The organism is Epibacterium sp. HA2-3 (genome assembly GCF_055693725.2).
Genome location: NZ_CM172490.1, coordinates 2,952,148 through 2,975,060, shown reverse-complemented (window position 1 = coordinate 2,975,060; position 22,913 = coordinate 2,952,148). Strand labels below are relative to the sequence as shown.

Here is a 22,913-nt window from a genome sequence, read left to right as displayed (position 1 = left end):
CCTCTCGAATCGAATTCAAGATGAAGCGCAAAGGACCTGACTCATGGCAGGATGCTGCAACCACACCGCCCGCTTTGACGGAGTATCAAAGGAATATAAACGCCGCCTGTGGGCTGTGATCGTGATCAACGCGGCGATGTTCTGTGTTGAAATGGCCGCTGGTCAAGCCGCAGGCAGCCAGGCGCTGAAAGCCGATGCTCTTGATTTTCTCGGGGATGCGCTCACCTACGGGATCTCGCTGGCAGTCATCGGTGCCAGCCTGCGTACGCGGTCGCTGGCCGCAATTGGCAAGGGCGTGAGCCTTCTGCTGATGGGCGGCTGGGTCTTTGGTTCAACAGTTTGGAACGTCTTTGTCGTGGGCATGCCCGAGGCGCAGGTCATGGGCGTGATCGGATTTCTTGCGCTCGCTGCGAACCTGTTGTCCGTGGCCCTGCTGGCCGCCTACAAAGACGGCGACGCCAACGTCCGATCCGTCTGGCTCTGTTCACGCAACGACGCGGTCGGCAATGTTGCGGTCATGATCGCCGCGCTTGGGGTTTGGGGCACCTCAACCGGTTGGCCCGACCTGATCGTGGCAGGCATCATGGCCGGATTGTTCCTCAATTCTGCCGTGCAGATCTTGCGCCAAGCACTCGCCGAATGGCGTATTGAGGAAAATCACGCCGAGGCCCATGATCCCGGCCCTGCACACTGATTTTCGGGTGGCTGGGTCGCAAATAATGTATCACTCCTCCCTTGCGTGCTTGCCATTCCCCGGCCAAGCGCGCAGGGTCCGAGCATGGCAAAAAGCTTAACATCGCATCGACCGATTTTGGCAATCACACTGAAAGTGACCGCCATCGGGCTGTTCACGATCATGTCGGGCCTCATCAAGGAAATCACCCAGACGGTGCCCACAGGTCAGGCGGTGTTTTTTCGCTCCTTTTTTGTGTTGCCGGTGATCTTGGTCTGGCTCGCAGCGCGGGGAGATCTGCCCAGCGGGCTGCGCACCCGAAGCCCGATGCTGCATTTCTGGCGAGGCGTCGTCGGCACTACAGCGATGGGGTTGAACTTTGCCGCGCTGGCGATCCTGCCACTGCCAGAAGTCACCGCTCTGGGCTATGCCACCCCGATATTTACGCTGGTATTGGCCGCCTTGCTGCTTGGTGAGCGCATTCGCATCATCCGCATCAGCGCTGTGGCCATCGGACTTGTTGGAGTGTTGATCATGCTCTCACCTCGGCTCGGTGGGGCTGGTTCCTTTCAGGATATGGCCTTTATCGGCGCGATGCTGGTCCTCGCCGCTGCCGCCCTGCGTGGATTTGTGCAGATCCACATTCGAAAGATGGTACAGAGCGAAGAGACCGCGGCGATCGTGTTTTACTTTTCCGTCACCGCATCGCTTTTGTCGCTGCTGACACTGCCGTTTGGCTGGGTGAAGCCCGACATGCCCCTCTTGCTGTTGATGATCAGCACCGGATTCATCGGCGCGATTGCGCAGATCCTGATCACCTCCTCCTATCGCTTCGCGCCGGCGTCGCTGTTGGCACCATATGATTATGTGTCGATGCTTTTTGCGCTGATTATCGGTTATGTCTGGTTTTCGGAGTGGCCATCGCTGGTAATGCTGCTTGGAGCCGCTCTGGTCATCGTGGCCAATGGTATCGTGATCTGGCGCGAAAGCCGCCTTGGGTTGGAGCGTGGCAAAGCAAAGCCACTCACTGACCCCAAGGGCGGGTAACACGCGCAGATCGTCGGCCTATTCCTGCTCCAGCGTTTTACGCAGGCTGTGCAATCGGTCGCGCAATGCTGCAAGTTCACCGATGTCACCGCCCATCGCCTCCAGCACACAAGCGGTGAGGGCACCAGACTGTTCTTTGATCTCTCGCCCCTTGTCGGTCAGCGCAACGATAAGTCCGCGCTCATCCGAACTGTCGCGCTGACGTGTCAAGAAGCCCGCCATCTCCATTCGTTTGAGAAGCGGAGTCAGCGTGTTTGTCTCCAGTTGCAGTTCAGACCCCAGATCGCCCACCCGGCGCTGATCCTTGTCCCAGAGTGCAACCAAGACCAGATACTGCGGATAGGTGAGGCCCAGCGGCGAAAGAAGCGGACGATACAAGCGCGAAATCGCATGATTCACCGAGTAGACGGAGAAGCAGAGCAGTTCGTCGATTTTCAAAGGCTGGTCCATGTCTCAGATTTAGATCTTGCGCGATCTGATCGCAAGCGATTGACTTTTGGATCACGCGCCATAAATATCGTGCACGATATAATCGCTCACGATGAAAGGAGCCGCAGATGTCCGTATCGCCCGTCTACACCGCCCATGGATCCGCAACCGGAGGCCGTGACGGCCAAGCCAAAGTCAAAGGAACCGATCTGGTACTGGATCTTGCCCCCCCAACCGAAATGGGAGGCGACGGAAAAGGATACAATCCAGAGCAACTCTTCGCCGCAGGCTATTCTGCTTGCTACATCGGTGCGATGAAGTTTGCGACAACGCAGGATGACAGCCTGCCGAAGGTTCCGGACAGCGTCGAAGTAGAAACAGCCGTTGGGATCGGTCCGCGCGATGCAGGCGGGTTCGGCTTGAAGGTGCACTTGAAAGTGACCCTGCCCGGCGTCGAGAAAGAAGCCGCCGAGCGTCTGACCGAAGCTGGGCACAAGATCTGCCCGTACTCCAATTCCGTGCGTGGCAACGTCGAAGTCACCACCGAGATCGTTTAACCCAGCAGAGCGCCTTCGGCGCACAGTCTTGGTGCCTACGAGGCTTTACCGCGTGCTCCGAGATATTTGGAAAAGGGCGAAGGCACCAGGCTGGACCCACAGTGGTTGGAATAAAAAAAGCGCGGGGCGTTTCAGCTCCGCGCTTTTTTAATTTTAGAATATCAACGGTTTAGCTGCGCACCAGGGCCTCGTATTCTTCGGCGATTTCGCGTGTGAGCTGGCCCACTTCGAATTTGTAAGGCCCGATCTCGCCGACGGGGGTCACTTCGGCGGCGGTGCCTGTCAGCCAGCATTGCTCAAACCCATCCATTTCCTCGGGCATGATATGACGTTCATGCACGGTGATGCCTTTGTCTTTGAGCATCTGAATCACCGTTTGACGGGTAATACCGTTGAGGAAGCAATCGGGTTTGGGCGTGTGCACCTCGCCGTCTTTTACAAAGAAAATATTTGCGCCAGTGGCTTCGGCCACATAGCCGCGGTAATCCATGAACAAGGCATCAGAGCAGCCCTTGGCTTCGGCCTTGTGCTTGGAGATGGTGCAGATCATGTAGAGGCCTGCCGCCTTCGCATGCACGGGGATCGTTTCCGGCGAGGGACGTTTGAACTCTGCGATGTCGAGTTTCGCGCCCTGCATTTTGGCATCGCCGTAATAGGCGCCCCAGCCCCATACTGCGACCGCCATTCTCACAGGGTTTTTCGCCGAGGCGACCCCCATGTCTTCGCCAGAGCCGCGCCACACCACCGCACGCACATACGCATCCTGCAGACCGGAGGCTTTGAGGGTTTCTTCTTTGGCGCGCTCGATGTCATCGACCGAGTAGGGCATCGGCATATCCAGTGCCTCTGCCGATGCAATCAGTCGTTCGGAATGGGCGCGGCTTTTAAAGATCTTGCCGTTATAAGCGCGCTCGCCCTCAAAAACGGAAGACGCGTAATGCATCGCATGAGTCAGGATGTGAACCTTGGCATCGCGCCAATTCACCAGTTCGCCATCCATCCAGATCAGACCGTCGCGATCATCATATCCAGCCATTCCGCATTCCCTTTCAGCGCCGTTCAATTTTCGGTTATTGCGCAGCAAGCGGTGTTTTTGCTTACATAATTGCGCCAAACTCGCCACTCGGTACATCTCGGGTCTTGGAATGTCAATAATGCTGACATAAACTGACTGGCAAAACATAGGAGAGGCAACAATGTCTGACGGGCGTTCCGGGACAGGTTTTGGAGGTGAAAGCCTCCTGTTTCTGACCGATGAGCAGCTGCGCCAAGGGATCGAGGCAATGTTCTTTGCCTATCAGGGGTTTACCGCAGATCCTGATCGCATCCTCGCGGATCTGGCCTATGGCCGAGCGCATCACCGCGCCTTGCATTTTATCAATCGTTCGCCGGGCACCACCGTCAACAATCTCCTGAGCATCCTCGGGGTGACAAAACAGTCTTTGAACCGGGTCTTGCGGGCGCTGGTGGAGGATGGGCTGGTCGATAGCCGAGTCGGAACCCTCGATAAGCGCGAACGCAATCTCTATTTGACGGAGCGGGGCGTGGATCTGGAGCAGCGCCTCTCTGACGCCCAGCGCGTCCGGATGCGTGCAGCCTACAAACAAGCGGGCCCTGAGGCTGTGCAGGGCTTCAAAAAAGTGCTTGAGGCGATGATGGATGCGGATATGCGTCGAGCCTACACGGAACTGCGGGAGAAATCGCAATGAGCGCCAACAATGATCCACACCTGCTCATTGTCGATGATGACGAGCGCATTCGCGACCTTCTGAAGAAGTTCCTGATCCGCGCCGGATTTCTGGTGACCGCCGCCCGGGATGCAGCTCATGCAAGGCGCGTGCTCTCGGGGTTGGATTTTGACCTGATCGTGCTGGATGTGATGATGCCCGGCGAGGACGGGCTCTCGCTCACGGCAGCATTGCGCGAGACAATGGCGACACCGATCCTGTTGCTGACCGCACGCGGTGAAACGGATGACCGAATCAAGGGGTTGGAGGCCGGCGCCGATGACTATTTGCCCAAACCTTTTGAACCCAAAGAACTCTTGCTGCGCATCAACGCCATTCTGCGGCGCATGCCAGAAAGTCAGCCCGAGGATATTGCGCCGAAGTTCCTGCAACTCGGTGAGATCCGATATGACATCGACCGCGGCGAGATGTGGCAGGGTGAGGATCTGATCCGGCTGACGTCAACTGAAATCCAGTTGATGAAGATCTTTTCGGCTCAACCGGGCGAAGCTGTCAGCCGCGCCAAGCTGGTCGAGGATCTGGGACGTGACCGGGGCCAGGCACAGGAGCGCGCGGTCGATGTTCAGATCACCCGCTTGCGGCGCAAGATTGAACCCAATCCCAAGCAGCCGCAGTATCTTCAGACCGTGCGTGGTGCAGGCTACATGCTGGCGCCGGACTAACCCAGAGCAGGCTGCACAGCACCTTTGTGTATGCAAACACACGCTGTTTTCACGCTGTCTCTCTTGAAACCGCCGCGCTGAAGCGAGATCGTCCAGCCAAAGAAAGAGGGAGAGTTACCATGGCCACCGCATTGCTCACTCACGCGGATTGCCTCACGCATGAAACACCGCCGGGGCACCCTGAGCAGGTGGCGCGGCTGGAGCATGTGCTACATGCACTCGCCAGGCTTGATCTTGTACGGGTGACCGCACCGTTGGCAGCCGAAGACGATATCTTGCGCGCCCATCCCGCCACTTACCTTGCGGACCTGCGCCGCGCGTTGCCGACCGAGGGGCGTCGCGCGCTGGATGCGGACACATGGATGTCGGCGGGATCTTTGGATGCTGCCTTCAGGGCCGTTGGCGCGGCCGTGCGTGCCGTCGATATGGTGCTTGCGGGTGACGTGAAGAATGCGTTTTGCGCAACGCGCCCGCCGGGGCATCACGCGGAGACAGACACGCCCATGGGGTTTTGTCTGTTTGGAACAGCTGCGCTTGCGGCCAAGCATGCGCTGGATCATCACGGGCTCAAACGGGTCGCGGTGGTCGATTTTGACGTCCATCACGGAAATGGCACACAGGATTTGCTGTGGGACGAGCGCCGCGCCTTGGTAATTAGCTCCCATCAGATGCCGCTCTGGCCCGGGAGCGGGAACTCGGACGACGATGGTGCTTACGACAATGTGATGAACCTGCCACTGCGCCCCGAAACCGGCGGCGATGAAATGCGGCAAATCTATCAAACGCAGGCCTTTGCACGCCTCAGAGCGTTCAAGCCCGAATTGATCATCCTTTCGGCAGGGTTTGACGCCCACCGTGAAGATCCATTGGCACAGCTCAATTGGAAAACCGATGATTTCCGGTGGCTCACGGGTGAACTGTGCCTGATTGCACAAGAGTTGTGTCAGGGGCGTATCGTCTCGACTTTGGAAGGCGGATATGATCTGAACGCGCTAGCCGATGCCGCCAAGGCACATGTGGAAGAATTGATAAAGGCCGCGACATGACAACCGAGACCCCCGTCGAAGAGATGAGCTTTGAAACTGCGATGCAGGAGTTGGAACGCGTCGTCGATCAGCTGGAGCGCGGTGACGTGGCTTTGGATGCGTCTATTTCGCTATATGAACGGGGCGCAGCGCTGAAGAAACGCTGCGAAGACGAACTCAAACGGGCCGAAGAAAAAGTCGCCGCGATCACGCTTGATGCAAACGGCCAACCCACCGGCACCCAGCCGCTTGATGCCGGATAAGACCGTATGACAGCAGGGTTTACCGCTGCGCTCTTGCAGGCGCAGACGCAGATCTTAAACCATATGGACCGTCGCCTGCCGCAGGCGGACCTGTTGCATCAGACAATGGATTACGCCTTGCGGGGCGGCAAGATGCTTCGGGGGTTCCTCGTTCTGGAGAGCGCGCGTTTGCATGACGTGCCTGAAACGGCTGCGATCGAAGCGGCACTCGCGATTGAGTGCATTCATGCCTACTCGCTTGTGCATGACGACCTGCCTGCGATGGATGACGATGATCTGCGCCGAGGCCAGCCGACGCTGCATCGCAAATGGGACGAGGCCACCGCCGTGCTTGCCGGGGACAGCCTGCAAACATTGGCGTTTGAACTGCTCGCTCGCGACAGCGTTGGACCCAATGCGCTCAGCCTCATCCGCACCCTTGCCAAAGCGGCGGGCAAGGACGGAATGGTCTCAGGTCAGATGATGGACATCGCGGCTGAAACGGCAGAAACCCCGCTGACGCTTGATGAAATCACGATCCTCCAGGCCCGCAAGACAGGCTGTTTGATCGAATGGTCCGCATGTGCCGGAGCGCGGCTTGCCGGGGCGGATCCGGCGCCACTGCGTCACTATGCCCAAGCACTTGGGCTGGCTTTTCAGATCGCGGACGACATCTTAGATGTAGAAGGCGATGCAGCGACCGTCGGCAAAGCTGTGCGCAAAGATGCTGATGCGGGCAAAGCCACATTCGTGTCGCATCTTGGGCTTGAAGGCGCAAAACACCGCGCTCAAGAGTTGGCTGACCTAGCCTGCGCAGCCCTTGCCCCCTATGGCGCGGCAGGCGACACCTTGAAGGACGCCGCCCGCTTCGTTATCTCGCGCGACAGCTAACGCGCGCGCCCCGAAGGAGCCCAGACCCGCATGACCGACCGGCCACAGACCCCGCTCCTTGATCAGATCGCATCGCCTGCTGATCTGAAACGCCTCTCCGATGCGCAGTTGGAGCAGGTCGCTCATGAGCTACGGCAAGAGACCATCTCTGCGGTCTCCGTCACGGGCGGGCATCTTGGGGCCGGCCTTGGCGTTGTCGAGCTCACCGTGGCGCTGCACGCCGTGTTTGACACGCCCAAGGACAAGGTGATCTGGGACGTCTCGCACCAGTGCTACCCGCACAAGATCCTGACCGGCCGCCGCGACCGCATTCGCACCTTGCGCATGAAGGATGGTCTGTCGGGGTTCACGAAGCGCTCCGAGAGCGCTTTTGACCCCTTTGGCGCAGCGCATAGCTCCACTTCGATCTCTGCTGCGCTGGGGTTCTCTGTTGCGCGGGATCTGGGCGGAGTGACCGAAGAAGGCCTCGGTGACGCTATTGCTGTTATCGGCGATGGTGCGATGAGCGCAGGCATGGCGTTTGAGGCGATGAACAATGCTGGCCACCTTGGCAAACGCCTGATCGTGATCCTCAACGACAATGAGATGTCGATTGCTCCGCCGGTTGGTGCGCTCTCCTCCTATCTCAGCCGCCTTTACACAGAGGCGCCGTTTCATGACCTCAAAGCCGCCGCCAAGGGAGCGGTGTCCTTGCTGCCCGAGCCGTTCCGCGAAGGCGCCAAACGCGCCAAGGATATGCTGAAGGGCATGGCTATGGGGGGCACCCTGTTTGAATCCCTGGGCTTTTCTTACATCGGCCCCATTGATGGGCATGACATGGATCAGTTGCTACCGGTGTTGCGCACCGTGAAGGCGCGCGCCACTGGCCCAATCCTGATCCATGCCGTTACCAAAAAGGGCAAAGGCTATCGCCCGGCGGAAGTGGCGCGCGACAAAGGCCATGCAACTGCAAAGTTCGACATGGTCACTGGCGAGCAGAAAAAAGCACCCTCAAACGCGCCATCCTACACGTCAGTTTTTGGGAAAACGCTGACCGATCTGGCGGCACAGGATTCAAAGATCTGCGCTGTCACTGCCGCCATGCCCGATGGCACCGGCCTCAACCTGATGGCAGAGCGTTATCCGTCGCGCACGTTTGATGTGGGCATTGCAGAACAACATGGTGTGACCTTTGCCGCGGCTCTGGCAGCTGGCGGGATGAAGCCCTTCTGCGCGATGTACTCGACCTTCTTGCAGCGAGGGTACGATCAGGTGGTGCATGATGTGGCCATCCAGCGCCTGCCGGTCCGATTTGCAATTGATCGCGCAGGACTCGTGGGCGCGGATGGCGCCACCCATGCCGGGTCTTTTGACATCGCCTTCATGGCCAACCTGCCCGGTATGGTGGTGATGGCCGCCGCGGATGAGGCAGAACTCAAGCACATGGTTGCCACTGCCGCGGCCTATGACGCGGGCCCTATCGCCTTTCGGTATCCGCGCGGAGAGGGCGAAGGCGTGGAGATGCCCGAACAGCCCGAAGTCCTGGAAATTGGCAAGGGCCGCATCATCGAGGAAGGTTCCCGCGTTGCGCTCCTCTCCTTTGGCACCCGTTTGGGCGAGGTTCGCAAAGCGGCTGAAGCGCTTGCCGCGCGGGGGATCACCCCAACCGTCGCAGATGCGCGCTTCGCCAAGCCCTTGGACCGAGACATGATCCTCTCCCTCGCGGCGAAACACGAGGCGCTCATCACCATCGAGGAAGGCGCAGTTGGCGGTTTTGGCTCTCATGTCGCGCAGCTTTTGTCCGAGGAAGCCGTGTTCGACACCGGGCTCAAGTTCCGGTCGATGGTCTTGCCCGACACCTTTATCGATCAGGCCAGCCCCAAAGACATGTATGACAGCGCAGCGATGAACGCAGAGCATATTGAGGCCAAAGTGCTTGATGTTCTGGGTGTTGCCCGCCTTGATGAGCGGCGTCTCCCTGCAAGCTGATCTATTTGCTTGCACAACCCGCCCGATGAGCCCCTCCGCATGGCCTGATGCGCCGCGCAGATACAGCGCATGTGGTTACGCTGCATCGCAGACTTGGCCGCAGACAAACGATACTGCCTCCGTTGGACAGATCGTCATGAAACGCAAAGCGCGTAGGCTTACCTGATCCAGACTTCGACACGCCGGTTGGCTTGTCGACCCCAGGCACTGTCATCGCAGGCAATGGGAAGTGCTTCGCCGTAAGCCGCTGTCTCGATCGAAATGCGATCCAGATTTGCCGTTTCGGCTGCGCGTTCCACGGCGCGGCGCACCGACTCCGCGCGCTTCATCGCGATGGCACGGTTGCCCTCCGCTGGCCCCTCACCGTCTGAGAATCCCACAAAAACCAAGCGCTTACCGTCGTAGACTCCGGCTTCAAGTTCACGCGCGAGCAAATCGATATTGTTGCGGGATTGCGCATCAGGCCTGGACGATCCGGCCTCAAATCGAAATGAGGTGGTCAATCGCTGCAATCCATCGAGCCCCGAAATCAATCGTTGCAGCTCGCTGAGCGGGATGTCTTCCCCTGCAGATCGTATCGCATTGCTGAGCCGTTCCCCCTGAAGACGCAGCGGGATATGCTCCGGTGCCTGATCCACAAACCCTGCGCGACGGATCACGATCTGGGCAGCAGGGCCACGCACATAGGTCAAAAAGTCCCGGGCAATGCGCGGCAGGCGGTGGGCAGGCAGATAGAGAAACATCGGCGCAGTCAGAGGGTAGTCCTCGGTCTTGATACTGCGCCGTCCCGCTGACAGCGAAAACCCACAAGCCCCCGTAAGCGTGAGCATCCGGGTTTGGCCAGTTTCGGCATAGCTCGCGATGCCAATCGCAAACGGATCGGTGGCGACCGTCCGCACAAGCGTGCTGCCGCGATCATGGCGTCGAATACTCTCGGAGAGTTCAAGCCCTGCAGGAGACAAGAGCTTGTCCTCGACCGCCTGCGCCAACCCTGCCCCAGCAACGGGCAAATGCACCGAAATGGGTGCGTCAGCGCCGCCAAGCTCGGACCAATTGGTGATCTTGCCCGCGTAAATATCCGCAAGTTGAGGCAGCGAGATCCGTCGCACCGGATTCGACGGTGCCACAACAGGCACCATGGCATCCAGGGCCAGCACCCGCCCCCGATTGGACAAGGACATATCGCCAAGACCTGCCTCGGACGCCAATAGGTGCTCGGCTTCCCGGATTTCACGCAATGCCATCACGATGTCGGCCTGGTTGGCCAGGACATCTGCAAAGCCTTCATCCGTATTGCTGACTTGAAAGGTGAACCGCCCCGCAACCCGGCCGTCGCGTGACAGCGTGTATTCAAACTGACGCGAATCCAGTTGCATGCGGGCGGTCTGATATCCGTTGCGCAGAGAGAAACCCTCGATCAGCGCGGGCAGGAGGACCTCTGCCATGGTGGAGGACCCGGCAAAGGTGATCTCTGCAACGAAGTCAGACAGGCTCGGGCAGCCCGGACCCTCACAGCGCACCCCGGAGCCATCCACGGTCAGCTCGCCAAACTGCGTCTCCACACGGTAGAACTCGCCATCAAAACCCAGCAGATCTCCACTCACCTCGATAGCGCCATCGGGCGAGGACAGCGTTACATCCTGCCCGAAAACCGGTTGGCCAAAGCTGAAAAAGCAGAGTGCGGCGCAGATCGCCGCACGGTAATAGCTCATGAGAAATCCCGGTGTCGCCCCAGTTAGTTGGAGGCGATTTTCAGGCTTTCGACGAGATTATTCAACACCAGAAAATCACCAACCGCCGAACAATCGGGGATGTTCAACACCAGATCCCGCGTGCGCAGTCTGTCGTCGCGCCGCTCGATCAACTGTGCCGCGACGGCTTGATCACAATTGGCATCGGTAATTTCTGCTTCGACAGAAATGTTGACCGCGCCATACCCGGAGGCTTTGGGCAGCGTGTAAACCTGTACAAGATGCGCAGCAACCTGATCCGGGTCACCTAGGAACAGAACCTCGCCCGCGCCTTGCCCCGGTTCGGAGCCTTTCCAGACATGGCCCGCGCTCCCATAGGTCGCGCCAAATTCCAGCGCGTGAAGCTCAAGCCCGCTCCGGCCCTGCCAGTGCATGACGACACGCTCGACCTGTTCGAGATCCTCGACCATCACAGACGCATCAAGGTCGCGCCCTGATGCGAAGTCCGCAATAACAACGGCGCGTTTCGTGAAAGCAGGCAAAACACCGCGAAAATCCCCTTCAGCATCAAGCGCGTAAGTCACCATCACGCCGCCATGGTGCAGCGTAAACCGCTCTCCCGCCCGGCAAGGGGCGGAAAGCTCGACCTGAAGCATCGCGTTGTCGATCGCAGTGAGGTTCAAAGTGCTCGCACATTGCAAGAGCGATGTATCCACGTCCCGCAGCGGCTGACGTTGTCGGTGCGTATCCGGTCTTGCGGAGGTGAACGTCAGGTCCTGAAGAACAAGTTTTCCGGTTTCTGGTTCCGTCGGAAGCGGTGCGGAGGCCTGCTGCGCGCTCGGCGCACGCTGCAAATCTGCAGTACGCTGCATATAGACGCCCGTGCCCAAGGCGCAGATGACAGTAGCAACCGCAATGAGACCTGTAACTCGAATACCCATAACACCCTCCTTACCCGAAAAGGTTAAGGATTCGTATCCCATCAGGGTGGCCAGACTGTGGCAGAGGCCGGAAAGAAAGACGGCCAGTGTCACAGTCTGCAATGGTTTCGGGCAATTAGATTGCCAGCGCCGGTATTAACCCAGCCGGCCGTGGCAATGCTTAAACTTTTTCCCAGATCCACAGGGGCACTTGTCGTTGCGCGAGGGGTTGCCCCAGGTGGAGGGGTCATCCTCGACAAATCCTTCTTTGGGCGCTTCGACTGGCTCGGCGGCAGGCGCAGCCGCGCGCTGCATGCCCTGACGTGCCGCCATCTGCATCATCATCTCGCGCTGTTCCTCTTCGCTCAGAGGACGCACGCGAGAAAGCTGTTGGGTGACGGTCTCGCGCAAGGAGTCCAGCATCGACTCAAACAGCTGGAAGCTCTCGTTCTTGTATTCGTTGAGCGGATCACGCTGGGCGTAACCCCGGAAGCCGACAACAGAGCGCAGATGTTCGAGCGTTAGCAGATGTTCGCGCCATTTGGCGTCGATGGTCTGCAACAGCACCTGCTTTTCGATATTGCTCATGCCTTCCTGACCAAAGGCTTCGACCTTCTCGGCCATCAGCTTGTCGGAGGCCTCTACCAGACGTTCGCGGATCTGCTCGTCGTCGACACCCTCTTCTGCGGCCCATTCGACCACAGGAGCATCAATGTTGAGCTTCTCGCGCACGTCGTCCTGCAACCCTTGGGTATCCCATTGGTCAGCATAGGTTTTGGGTGGCATGTAGAGATCGATGAGATCATCGATCACCTCATGGCGCATGTCAGTGACGATCTCATGGGTATCGTCAGAGGCCATGATCTCACGGCGCTGCGCAAAGACTACTTTACGCTGATCATTCATCACGTCGTCGAACTTCAACACGTTCTTGCGCATGTCGAAGTTACGGCCTTCGACCTTGGCCTGAGCGCGCTCAAGCGATTTGTTCACCCACGGGTGAATGATCGCCTCACCTTCTTTCATGCCCAGACCCGACAACAGCTTGTCCAACCGCTCGGAGCCGAAAATGCGCATCAGATCATCTTCGAGGCTAAGGTAGAAACTGGTGCGGCCCGGGTCACCCTGACGTCCGGAACGACCGCGCAGCTGGTTGTCGATGCGGCGGCTTTCGTGGCGTTCGGAGGCCATCACATAGAGGCCACCCGCTTCGAGCACTTTCTGCTTTTCCTCGGCGTGTTTGGCTTCTTCCTCGGCGCGCAGCACGGCCGGGTCGGCGTCGGGGTTGGCCTCAAGCGCCTCCATCACCTTCAGATCGATGTTCCCGCCAAGCTGAATGTCAGTGCCGCGCCCCGCCATGTTGGTGGCAATGGTCACTGCGCCCAAACGGCCCGCCTCGGCAACGATCTTGGCTTCTTGCTCGTGGTGGCGCGCGTTCAGAACGTTGTGCTCAATGCCTTCCTGCTGAAGGAGCTGACTGAGCAGTTCGGATTTCTCAATCGACGTGGTCCCGAGAAGAACCGGCTGGCCTTTTTCATGGGCAAGCTTGGTCTCCGCGATCATGGCCGCATATTTTTCGTTGGCTGTGCGATAGACCTTGTCGTCCTCGTCGATCCGCGCGATCGGCCTGTTCGTGGGCACCTCGACCACACCCAGCCCATAGATCTCGGCAAATTCTTCAGCTTCGGTCATCGCCGTGCCGGTCATGCCAGAGAGCTTGTCATAAAGGCGGAAGTAGTTCTGGAAGGTCACCGACGCCAGCGTGGTGTTTTCCGGTTGGATATCTGTGCCTTCCTTCGCCTCGATGGCCTGATGCAGCCCCTCGGAGAGACGGCGACCGGGCATCATGCGGCCCGTGAATTCGTCGATCAGAACAACATTGCCGTCGCGCACGATATAGTCCTTGTCGCGCTGGAACAGCTTGTGCGCCCGCAGGGCCTGGTTGACGTGGTGAACAATCGTCGTGCTCTCGGGGTCATAAAGGCTCGCCCCTTCTTCCAGCAGCCCCGCCTTCAGAAGCGACTCTTCGAGGAATTCATTGCCCTCGTCCGTGAAGGTCACACCGCGCGTTTTCTCGTCGATCTCATAGTGACCCTCATCCAGCGTCGGGATCAGCTTGTCGATGGTTTCATAGAGCTCGGAACGATCCTCGGCCGGGCCGGAAATGATCAGCGGCGTGCGCGCCTCGTCGATCAGGATCGAGTCGACCTCATCCACGATCGCAAAGTTGTGCTGCTTCTGGAACACCTGGTCCAGAGAGGGCTTCATGTTGTCGCGCAGGTAATCAAAGCCAAGCTCATTGTTGGTGGCGTAGGTCACGTCACATTGATAGGCGGCCATTTTCTCCGCCTCGGGCTGGTTTGAGTAGATCACGCCGGTGGTCATGCCCAAAGCACCAAAGACCTTGCTCATCCACTCGCTGTCACGCTTGGCGAGGTATTCGTTCACCGTGACGACATGCACCCCTTTGCCGGTCAGCGCGTTGAGGTAAGCTGGGAAGGTCGCCACAAGGGTTTTCCCTTCACCCGTCTTCATCTCGGAGATATTGCCCTGATGCAGGAAGGTCCCGCCCATCAGCTGGGTGTCAAACGCCCGCAGGCCAAGGGCGCGGCGCGCTGCTTCGCGCACGTTGGCAAAGGCTTCGGGCAACAGATCGTCAAGGCTTTCACCCGCAAGCGCCCGTTTGCGCAGGTCTTCGGTCTTGTCTTTGATGCCCTGGTCGCTCAGTGCCTCGAACTCAGGCTCCAGCGCGTTGATCTTTGCAATCAGCGGCCGTGTCGCCTTGATTTTGCGGTCGTTCGGTGTTCCGAAGACCTTTTTGGCGAGAGTTCCGATACCCAGCATGTGCGCTCCAAAAGTCCAGTTCACGGCCTTGTTCAGCGGCAGGCTTGCCCGCCGTGTTCGCAACCCATAAACAAAGGTGGAAAGACGGTCCTGCCGCAGGCCCTATGGCGATGTAAGGGGCAGGAAAATGAGTGTCAACGCCACGACCCGCCGTGGCAGGAATATAGGAAGGTTTCCATGCGCAAAGGTCTCACTTTTTTGCAAGGCGTCGTGTTTGCGACTGCTTTCGGCCTCGCAGCACCTGCATTTGCCGAACTCAACGCCAATACGGTGGTTGCGACGGTCAATGGAGAAGACATCACCGTCGGCAATATGATCGTTGCGCGCGCAAAACTGCCTGCTCAATATCAAAGCCTGCCGGATGATCTGCTGTTCAAAGCCCTCCTCGACCAGCTGATTCAGCAAACTGTGCTGAAACAGCAGCTGCACGGGGACATTCCGGAATATGTGCGTCTCTCTGTCGAACACGAGCAGCGCTCGCTCTTGGCGTCTGATGTGATCGAAGCGGTCATGGAAGGAGCCCAGACCGAGGATGCAATTCGCGATGCCTATGATGCGCGTTACAGCAGCGACGACGGCGGCGATGAGTTCAACGCCTCCCACATTCTGCTAGAAAGCGAAGAAGCCGCGTTGGAAATCAAGAGCCAGCTTGATGAGGGCGCGGATTTCGCTGCATTGGCCAAGGAATCCTCGACCGGCCCCAGTGGCCCGAATGGTGGCGCGCTTGGTTGGTTTGAAAACGGTCGCATGGTTCCGGAGTTCGAGGCCGCCATCTCCGACATGCGCTCTGGCGAAGTATCCGGCCCGGTGCAGACCCAGTTTGGCTGGCACATCATCAAGCTGAATGATCGCCGCAAACTTGAAGCCCCCGAATACGAAGACGTGCGGGATGAAATCGCTCAGGAACTCGCTCAGCAAGCGGTCGAAGATCGAATCAGCCAGCTGACCGCGACGGCGACAATCAATCGGCCAGAGATTGAAAACCTCGAGCCCTCCGTCCTGCGTGACATGAGCCTGATCGAGAACTGATCTCTCCCACTCCCTTAAACTGGAAGACCAAAATGGCCAAATCCCTGCCCCGCTCTCCGCTTGCCCCAGCGGTATTTCCTGATCTGCCCGAAATTGGTGGTCTGCGTTTCGCGGCCACCGCAGCCGGAGTGCGTTATCAGGGGCGTACCGATGTGATGTTGGCCGTCATGGATCCCGGCACCTCTGTCGCCGGGGTCTTTACCCGCTCCGCAACCCGCTCAGCCCCGGTTCTGGACTGTCAGGCAAAACTGGGCAGCAACCCCGAACACGGCGCCGCAATCCTTGTAAATTCCGGCAATTCGAACGCTTTTACGGGACATTACGGTCAGACCTCAGTGGCAGAGATCACCTCCGCCGTGGCCGCGACGACGGGCCTGCCGCAGGATCGTGTCTTCACCGCATCTACCGGAGTGATTGGCGAGCCCCTGCCCCATGAGCGGATCCTGACAAAGCTGGACGAGCTGAACGGAGCACTCTCGGGCAGCGCAATCAAAGATGCGGCCGAGGCGATCATGACCACGGATACGTTCCCGAAAGGCGCAGCAACCACGATCACGATTGACGGCAAGCCCGTCCAGATCGCCGGGATCGCCAAAGGGTCCGGGATGATCGCGCCTGATATGGCGACCATGTTGGTCTATATTTTTACAGACGCTGCCTATGATCAGGACAAGCTTCAGGCGCTGCTGTCGGCGCAAAATGAGACGTCCTTCAACTGCATCACCGTGGACAGCGACACATCCACATCGGACAGTCTCATGCTTTGCGCCACGGGGGCCTCTGGTGTGGATGCAACAGACAATGCGGCCTTTGGCGAGGCTCTGCGCGAAGTGATGCTTGATCTTGCACATCAGGTTGTGCGGGATGGCGAAGGCGCCACCAAATTCGTCGAGATACAAATCACCGGCGCCGCCAATGATGCCGAGGCCAAGGTGCATGGGCTTGCGATTGCAAACTCACCATTGGTCAAAACGGCGATTGCGGGCGAGGATCCCAACTGGGGTCGCGTTGTCATGGCAATCGGCAAGTCTGGAGCCCAAGCGGATCGCGACCGCCTGTCGATCTCGTTTGGCGATGTTCTGGTCGCCGAAAAAGGCTGGGTTGCCCCCTCTTACAAAGAGGACCTCGGCGCCGCAGAAATGAAAAAAGACGACATCACCCTGAAGGTCGATCTTGGCATCGGAACCGGTGTCGCAACCGTATGGACCTGCGATCTGACTCATCAGTACATCACCATCAACGCGGACTATCGCTCATGAGTACTGACAAAAACGTCGTTCTGGTCTCAGCCGTTGCGCTAATAGATGTGGAGGGCCGCATTCTTCTTGCGCAACGTCCCGAAGGCAAATCCATGGCTGGGCTCTGGGAATTTCCGGGTGGCAAAGTCGAAGCTGGCGAAACCCCGGAGGTCGCTCTGATCCGGGAACTGCAAGAAGAGCTGGGGATCAACACCTGGTCGAGCTGCCTTGCTCCTCTGACCTTTGCCAGCCACTCCTACGAGAAGTTTCACCTGCTGATGCCACTCTTTGCCTGCCGCAAGTGGGAGGGCATTCCGCAAGCGCGTGAAGGTCAGGTGCTAAAATGGGTGCGCCCACAAGAGCTGCGGGACTACCCCATGCCGCCAGCGGATATCCCACTGATCCCGATCCTGCGCGATTGGCTGTAAGCGCTCTAAAGATCGTTAATTCTCCATCAGGGCCCCAGATCTATGTGCGTAGATCTGGGGTTTTCCATATGTTGTTCCCCTTCGCTTGCGACGAAACCTTTTGTTAACCACCTTCCTGCATCCTGGGGGTGTTTTCACCGGGATGGCAGGATCAATCAGAACAACAAGAAAGCCCTCGTGATTTCGGCATTGAGACAGGTGTGGCAGCGCCGGAACTTGATGCCGCAAATGTGCCTGAACACCATGTTCACCGCTTCCCGCGGGGCACTTATCAGCAGCTGCATTGTCAGGGCAGACAATGCACCGTAAGCGCTGTCGCCACCCCACGCCTGTTCAGCTTTACGGGGTGAAGTTCCAAGGTAGCAGCTCGTCGATCCTGCTGGCCGGGTGACCGGCGGCGATGGCTTCCAGGGTCGCCTTCAAATAGGCAAAGGGCGCGACGCCGTTGATCTTCGCGGTGGCTATCAGGGAGGCGATGCGGGCCCAGGTGCGGCCGCCCTCGTCGTGGCCGGCGAAGAGTGCGTTCTTTCTTGTCAGGGCGATCGGGCGGATCAGGTTTTCGACGGCGTTGGAGTCCATCTCGACGCGGCCGTCGTGGAGGAAGGTCTGCAGGCCGCCCCACTGGCGGTGGATGTAGGTCAGCTTCTCGCCGAGGCGCGACTTGGCCGAGATACGCAGACGCTGTGCCTGCAGCCAATCACCGAACTCGGCCACGAGGGGCGCGCTGCGGGCCTGACGGGCCGACAGACGTTGGCCCGGGCCCATGCCCCGGATCTCGGCCTCGATGCGGTAGAGCTCAGCGATCCGGCGCAGGCCCTCGGCGGCGATTTCCGAGCCGTCGCGGTCGAAGACCTCCTTCAGCTTGCGCCGCGCATGCGCCCAGCAGTGGGCCACCGTGATCGGCGCGCCGCCCTTGCGGGACGGGCGCGTCAGCCGGTCATAACCGGTGTAGCCGTCGAGCTGCAGGATACCGTCGAAGCCCTGAAGGATCTGTTCCGCGTGGGCGCCGGCGCGGCTGGGCTGGTAGGTGAAGACGACACCGGGCGGGTCTTCTCCGCCCCATCCGCGATCATCGCGGGCCAGGGCCCAGAGGTAGCCGGTCTTGGTTCGGCCGCGTCCGGGGTCGAGGACCGGAGCCGTGGTCTCATCCATGAACAGCTTTCCGGAGGACTTGATGTGTTCCGCCAGCCGGTCGACCACGGGGCCGAGGTGGAAGGCGGCGGTGCCTGCCCAGTCCGCCAGGGTGCTGCGGTCGACTTGGATGCCGGAGCGCGCCAGGATCTGGCCTTGGCGGTAGAACGGCAGGTGGTCCGCGAACTTCGAGACCAGCACATGAGCGATGGCGCCCTCGGTCGGCAGACCGCCCTCGATCAGCCGCGGCGCGGCGGGCGCCTGGGTGACCCCGTCCGAGCAAATGCGGCAGGCATACTTCGGCCGGATGTCGACCAGCACACGAAGCTGCGCAGGCACGATGTCCAGACGTTCGGTCCGATCCTCGCCGATCTGGTGCATGCGGCCGCAGCCGCAAGGACACTCAAGGCTCGCCGGTTCGATGACACGCTCGATGCGCGGCAGGTCCGCGGGCAGATGGCCGAGATTGCGCTGCCGTGTCGCGCGCGGGGTCTGGGTGGAGGGGGCGGCCTGCTCCCTGCGGGTCTCGACCTCGGCGACGGCGGTTTCCAGGTCTTCGAAGGCAAGCTGCCGGTCGTCATCACTCAGCTTCTCGGACCGTTTGCCATGCACGACATGGTTCAACTCGGCCACGAGATGCTCGAGCCGCCGGTTGGCTTCCTTCAGGGCGCCGTTTTCCTGCAGCACCGCCAGAACGGCGGCGCGCTGGCTCTCAGGGATCGCGGACAGGTCGATGGGCGGGGCGTCGGGCATGGCTGGATTATACCGGGCCCGGGGCGCCAATGCCCGGTTATTCAATAGGCTGAGTCACTCTGCCACAGCCGGTCGGCGCACCTCCAGAGATCGAACCCTGCGCCAGTCCAAACCGGCAAACAGGGCCTCGAACTGCGCCCGGTTCAGGGTCATTGCCCCATCGCGGATCGCGGGCCAAGTGAAGGTGTTTTCTTCCAGCCGTTTGTAGGCCATCACGAGTCCGCTGCCGTCCCAGAACAGGATCTTCAACCGGTCGGCGCGCTTCGACCGGAACACGAAGACCGTGCCCGTGAACGGATCCTCGGCAAGCGTCGACTGCACGAGCGCTGCCAGGCCGTCATGGCCTTTGCGGAAGTCCACCGGTTTTGTCGCAACCAAAATCCGGAGGCCCTGTGAGGGCATCAGCATGGCGAGGTCCCGAGCGCATGCGCGATCTCGGCGATCCGGGTCGCGGGCGTGCCGGGCGCCAGCTCGATCCTGACTTCGCCTGAGACGATCCGGATCACCTCTTTCGGTGCCGCCATGTCCGGTTCCGGCAGCACCTCCGGCACATCGCAGACTACCAGCGGGGCGAAGACCGGTTCGTCCAGCTCCGCTGCTGGCAACACCAGCTTCCCCTGCTTCGCCAACCGGCGCCAGGCCGACAGCTGGTTTGGCAAGACTCCATACCGCGCCGCCACGCCATTCACTGTCGCGCCCGGTTCGAGCGTATCCGCCACTGCCCGGGCCTTGGCTTCATCCGGCCACCGCCGGTGACCCGACGCGTAGATCTCCACGCCCAACGATTTGAGAAACGAATTTGTAGTGCACATTGCGAAACGCACTCCCCACTGTGAGATGTGCAAGATCTCGCAGTACGGGATAGGCGCTACAACGTGGGGCCGGGACAGCGCTTACAATGCACCCGGTCCCGGCTCAACGGCTATGGCAGCTTTATAACCGGGACCATCAACTTTGGACCGGAGACGAGGCTGGCAGCATCGTCTTCGGTTTTTTTATGTTCTGGCCAGTGCCATCAACCGTGAGACGTCAGCGCTGACAGCGCGTATCCCGCGCTCGCCTCTGAAACGTAAAACCCCGGCCACAGCGGACCGGGGTTTTCTATCTTGGCGATGATCCGGAGATTAGATCAGTCGAGTGTGCGGGTGACTTCCTCGCGCTCAAAGATCTCGATGACATCCTTGGGCCGGATATCGTCGTAGTTCTCAAACGCCATACCGCATTCCTGACCAGACTGAACCTCAGCAACTTCGTCCTTGAAGCGCTTGAGAGTCTTCAGCGTACCTTCGTGGATCACCACGTTATCGCGCAGCAGACGCACACCGGCAGAGCGGCGCGCCACACCTTCGGTGACCAGACAGCCAGCGACCTTGCCGACGTTGGACACTTTGAAGACATCCTTGATTTCCGCGTAGCCGATGAAGTTCTCTTTGATCTCTGCCGAGAGCAGACCCGAAGCCGCAGCTTTCACGTCATCCACGAGGTCGTAGATTACCGAGTAATAGCGGATCTCCACGCCTTTTTGGTTGGCAGTGTTGCGCGCGGAAGCATTCGCACGGACGTTGAAGCCCATGACCGGAGCACCCGACGCTTCTGCCAGACCAATATCGGTTTCGGTGATCGCGCCCACACCAGAGTGCAGCACGCGCACGCGCACCTCGTCGTTGCCGATCTTTTCCATCGCCTGAACGATCGCTTCGGCAGAGCCCTGCACGTCCGCTTTGACGAGGATCGGCAGTTCGGAGACGTTTTCGTCTTCTTTGGCCTTCTGCATAAGCTGTTCAAGCGTGGTGGCGGCGCCCGCAGCGGCACGCTTATCCTTGGCAGCTTGCTCGCGGTATTCTGCGATTTCACGGGCCTGTGCTTCAGTTTCCGTGACGTTGAGAACGTCACCTGCCTCTGGCGTGCCATTGAGACCCAGAACCTCGACGGGAACCGACGGACCAGCTTCCTTGACGCGCTCGCCCTTGTCGTTGATCAGCGCACGGACTTTACCGTACTGCTCACCGACAACAAAGATGTCGCCCTGACGCAGAGTGCCGGTCTGAACCAGAACCGTTGCGACCGGACCGCGACCCACGTCGAGCTGTGCTTCGATCACAGCACCTTGGGCGGCACGGTTCGGGTTGGCTTTCAGTTCGAGGATTTCCGCCTGCAGCGCGATGGCTTCAAGCAGTTCATCCAGACCCTGGCCCGTGTGGGCAGAGACTTCGACGTCCTGAACTTCACCAGACATCGCTTCGACGATAACCTCGTGCTGCAGCAATTCTGCGCGCACCTTGTTCGGGTCAGCAGCAGGTTTGTCGATCTTGTTGATCGCAACAATCATCGGCACTCCCGCCGCCTTGGCGTGGTTGATCGCCTCGACAGTCTGCGGCATCACCGAATCATCTGCGGCAACGACCAGCACCACAATGTCGGTTACCTGAGCACCACGAGAGCGCATCGAGGTGAAGGCCGCGTGGCCGGGCGTGTCGAGGAACGACAGAACCGCACCGCTATCGGTCGTCACCTGGTAAGCACCGATATGCTGGGTGATCCCGCCCGCTTCGCCGGCGACAACCTTGGCGTCGCGAATCGCATCCAGAAGCGAGGTCTTCCCATGGTCAACGTGACCCATGATGGTAATGACCGGCGGACGCGGCTGCAGATCTTCTTCTTTGTCTTCGATTTCCTTGATGACGTCCTCGACGTCCGCATCGGAAACACGCACCACGTTGTGGCCGAATTCTTCGATGATGAGTTCCGCGGTATCGGCATCAATGGTCTGGTTCTGCGTCACCATCATGCCCATGTTCATGAGCGCCTTCACCACGTCAGCCACACGTTCAGCCATACGGTTGGCCAGCTCCGACACCACGATGGCTTCGGGCAGCTGGACGTCACGAATGATCTTTTCGCGTTCGACCTGACCCATGGCTTTTTGACGCGCACGCTCTTGCTTGCGCTTCATGGACGCCACAGAGCGCTGACGCCCGCCTTCGCCACCAGTGGCTTGGCTCAGGGTCAGTTTGCCCGAGCGGCGACCACCATCGTTGCGGCCCTTGGCACCACGACCGCGCTCTTCGCGCTCACGCTCGGCCTTGCGCGGGCCAGCGGCAGGTTTCGGCGCCCCACCGGGAGCCGGACGCGCAGGCGCAACGCCTGCGTCGGACTTGGGTGCGGCAGCAGCGGCCTTGTCAGCAGCGGCGCGCTTCTTGGCGGCTTCTGCTTCTTCCTGGCGCTTGCGTTCTTCTTCTTCGGCCTTTTGACGTGCCTTTTCTTCGGCCTCGCGCTGTTCACGCTCCTTGGCCTCTTGTTCGGCACGGCGGCGCTCACGCTCTTCGGCGCGGGCTTTTTCCTCGGCCTCACGCTGGGCGGCCTCTTCGGCCTCACGGGCCTTGGCTGCCTGAAGCGCCTTCAGGCGGCGGTCCATTTCCGCATCAGAAATACCAGCAGGGCGCCGCGAAGCATCGCCGGCAGCAACGCCACCGGCGCCGCCTTTGCCTGCGCCCGGCTTGGGGACAACCACGCGCTTGCGCTTGGTTTCCACCACAACATTCTTGGTCCGACCGTGGCTGAAGCTCTGTTTCACATTGCCGGGCCGAGACCCGCTACCACGAAGACCCAATGTCTTTTTGCCGTCACTATCGCTCAT

At 59.7% G+C, this 22,913-nt stretch carries 21 protein-coding genes; 12 read left to right on the top strand and 9 right to left on the bottom strand.

Features of this window, described 5'->3' with window-relative positions:
- The first annotated feature begins 43 nt into the window (after positions 1-43).
- Together ACZ1HH_RS13945 and ACZ1HH_RS13940 are read left to right on the top strand one after the other, a co-directional pair.
- Positions 44-694: a cation efflux transmembrane domain-containing protein gene (locus tag ACZ1HH_RS13945; protein WP_472636932.1), complete on the top strand. Its 651-nt coding sequence runs from the start codon at positions 44-46 to the stop codon at positions 692-694.
- 84 nt (positions 695-778) lie between these two features.
- The gene (locus ACZ1HH_RS13940) at positions 779-1,720 is read left to right on the top strand and encodes a DMT family transporter (protein ID WP_472636931.1); all 942 of its coding nucleotides are present in this window, start codon (positions 779-781) and stop codon (positions 1,718-1,720) included.
- An 18-nt stretch (positions 1,721-1,738) separates the two neighbouring features.
- Here ACZ1HH_RS13940 and ACZ1HH_RS13935 read toward each other — a convergent pair whose 3' ends face one another.
- Entirely contained in the window at positions 1,739-2,170 is a 432-nt protein-coding gene (locus tag ACZ1HH_RS13935) for a MarR family winged helix-turn-helix transcriptional regulator (RefSeq protein WP_472636930.1), read from the bottom strand.
- Between the two features lie 107 nt (positions 2,171-2,277).
- Between ACZ1HH_RS13935 and ACZ1HH_RS13930 the strand changes: the two genes are divergently transcribed.
- Positions 2,278-2,706 carry an organic hydroperoxide resistance protein gene (locus ACZ1HH_RS13930; RefSeq protein ID WP_487320314.1) on the top strand — a complete coding sequence of 143 codons (429 nt, stop codon included), beginning with the start codon at positions 2,278-2,280 and terminating at the stop codon, positions 2,704-2,706.
- A gap of 169 nt (positions 2,707-2,875) precedes the next feature.
- Here the strand turns inward: ACZ1HH_RS13930 and ACZ1HH_RS13925 are convergent, their stop codons facing one another.
- Positions 2,876-3,742 carry a branched-chain amino acid aminotransferase gene (locus tag ACZ1HH_RS13925; protein ID WP_011540239.1) on the bottom strand — a complete coding sequence of 289 codons (867 nt, stop codon included), beginning with the start codon at positions 3,740-3,742 and terminating at the stop codon, positions 2,876-2,878.
- Between the two features lie 160 nt (positions 3,743-3,902).
- Here ACZ1HH_RS13925 and ACZ1HH_RS13920 point away from each other — a divergent pair, with 160 nt between their 5' ends.
- The 6 genes from ACZ1HH_RS13920 to dxs all read left to right on the top strand — a co-directional run bounded on the left by ACZ1HH_RS13920 (position 3,903) and on the right by dxs (position 9,242).
- Entirely contained in the window at positions 3,903-4,415 is a 513-nt protein-coding gene (locus ACZ1HH_RS13920; protein WP_011540238.1) for a MarR family winged helix-turn-helix transcriptional regulator, read from the top strand.
- On the top strand, positions 4,412-5,116 hold the full coding sequence (locus ACZ1HH_RS13915) for a response regulator (RefSeq protein ID WP_011540237.1): 705 nt from the start codon (positions 4,412-4,414) through the stop codon (positions 5,114-5,116). The genes ACZ1HH_RS13920 and ACZ1HH_RS13915 overlap by 4 nt, the downstream gene beginning before the upstream one ends.
- Positions 5,117-5,235: 119 nt before the next feature.
- A complete protein-coding gene (locus ACZ1HH_RS13910) occupies positions 5,236-6,162 on the top strand; it encodes a histone deacetylase family protein (RefSeq protein ID WP_472636929.1) in 927 nt (308 codons plus the stop codon).
- Positions 6,159-6,404 (top strand): exodeoxyribonuclease VII small subunit, encoded by a 246-nt coding sequence (locus ACZ1HH_RS13905; protein ID WP_011540235.1) that lies wholly within the window; start codon positions 6,159-6,161, stop codon positions 6,402-6,404. Before ACZ1HH_RS13910 ends, ACZ1HH_RS13905 begins: the two co-directional genes overlap by 4 nt.
- A gap of 6 nt (positions 6,405-6,410) precedes the next feature.
- On the top strand, positions 6,411-7,274 hold the full coding sequence (locus ACZ1HH_RS13900) for a polyprenyl synthetase family protein (RefSeq protein WP_472636928.1): 864 nt from the start codon (positions 6,411-6,413) through the stop codon (positions 7,272-7,274).
- Between the two features lie 30 nt (positions 7,275-7,304).
- Complete coding sequence (gene dxs / locus ACZ1HH_RS13895) at positions 7,305-9,242, top strand: 1-deoxy-D-xylulose-5-phosphate synthase (RefSeq protein WP_472636927.1); 1,938 nt, start codon at positions 7,305-7,307, stop codon at positions 9,240-9,242.
- A 158-nt stretch (positions 9,243-9,400) separates the two neighbouring features.
- Here the strand turns inward: dxs and ACZ1HH_RS13890 are convergent, their stop codons facing one another.
- The 3 genes from ACZ1HH_RS13890 to secA form a co-directional block, all read right to left on the bottom strand.
- Positions 9,401-10,954: a phosphate ABC transporter substrate-binding/OmpA family protein gene (locus ACZ1HH_RS13890; RefSeq protein ID WP_416367603.1), complete on the bottom strand. Its 1,554-nt coding sequence runs from the start codon at positions 10,952-10,954 to the stop codon at positions 9,401-9,403.
- Positions 10,955-10,977: 23 nt separating this feature from the next.
- Positions 10,978-11,874, bottom strand: a complete 897-nt coding sequence (locus tag ACZ1HH_RS13885) for a hypothetical protein (protein ID WP_472636926.1) — start codon at positions 11,872-11,874, stop codon at positions 10,978-10,980.
- 135 nt (positions 11,875-12,009) lie between these two features.
- Positions 12,010-14,697, bottom strand: a complete 2,688-nt coding sequence (secA, locus tag ACZ1HH_RS13880; protein WP_472636925.1) for a preprotein translocase subunit SecA — start codon at positions 14,695-14,697, stop codon at positions 12,010-12,012.
- A gap of 177 nt (positions 14,698-14,874) precedes the next feature.
- On the opposite strand from secA, the gene ACZ1HH_RS13875 reads away from it, so the two are divergent.
- From ACZ1HH_RS13875 to mutT, 3 genes are read left to right on the top strand one after another with little or no spacing between them, the layout of a single operon-like run.
- Entirely contained in the window at positions 14,875-15,726 is an 852-nt protein-coding gene (locus ACZ1HH_RS13875) for a peptidylprolyl isomerase (protein WP_011540229.1), read from the top strand.
- Between the two features lie 32 nt (positions 15,727-15,758).
- Positions 15,759-16,985 (top strand): bifunctional glutamate N-acetyltransferase/amino-acid acetyltransferase ArgJ, encoded by a 1,227-nt coding sequence (gene argJ / locus ACZ1HH_RS13870; protein WP_472636924.1) that lies wholly within the window; start codon positions 15,759-15,761, stop codon positions 16,983-16,985.
- On the top strand, positions 16,982-17,392 hold the full coding sequence (gene mutT, locus ACZ1HH_RS13865; protein ID WP_472636923.1) for an 8-oxo-dGTP diphosphatase MutT: 411 nt from the start codon (positions 16,982-16,984) through the stop codon (positions 17,390-17,392). The genes argJ and mutT overlap by 4 nt, the downstream gene beginning before the upstream one ends.
- A 339-nt stretch (positions 17,393-17,731) precedes the next feature.
- Here mutT and tnpC read toward each other — a convergent pair whose 3' ends face one another.
- The 4 genes from tnpC to infB all read right to left on the bottom strand — a co-directional run bounded on the left by tnpC (position 17,732) and on the right by infB (position 22,913).
- The gene (gene tnpC / locus ACZ1HH_RS13860; protein ID WP_168610441.1) at positions 17,732-19,276 is read right to left on the bottom strand and encodes an IS66 family transposase; all 1,545 of its coding nucleotides are present in this window, start codon (positions 19,274-19,276) and stop codon (positions 17,732-17,734) included.
- 54 nt (positions 19,277-19,330) lie between these two features.
- The gene (tnpB, locus tag ACZ1HH_RS13855) at positions 19,331-19,684 is read right to left on the bottom strand and encodes an IS66 family insertion sequence element accessory protein TnpB (protein WP_168595277.1); all 354 of its coding nucleotides are present in this window, start codon (positions 19,682-19,684) and stop codon (positions 19,331-19,333) included.
- Complete coding sequence (tnpA, locus tag ACZ1HH_RS13850) at positions 19,678-20,088, bottom strand: IS66-like element accessory protein TnpA (protein WP_472635111.1); 411 nt, start codon at positions 20,086-20,088, stop codon at positions 19,678-19,680. Before tnpA ends, tnpB begins: the two co-directional genes overlap by 7 nt.
- A 317-nt stretch (positions 20,089-20,405) precedes the next feature.
- The gene (infB, locus tag ACZ1HH_RS13845; protein WP_011540225.1) at positions 20,406-22,913 is read right to left on the bottom strand and encodes a translation initiation factor IF-2; all 2,508 of its coding nucleotides are present in this window, start codon (positions 22,911-22,913) and stop codon (positions 20,406-20,408) included.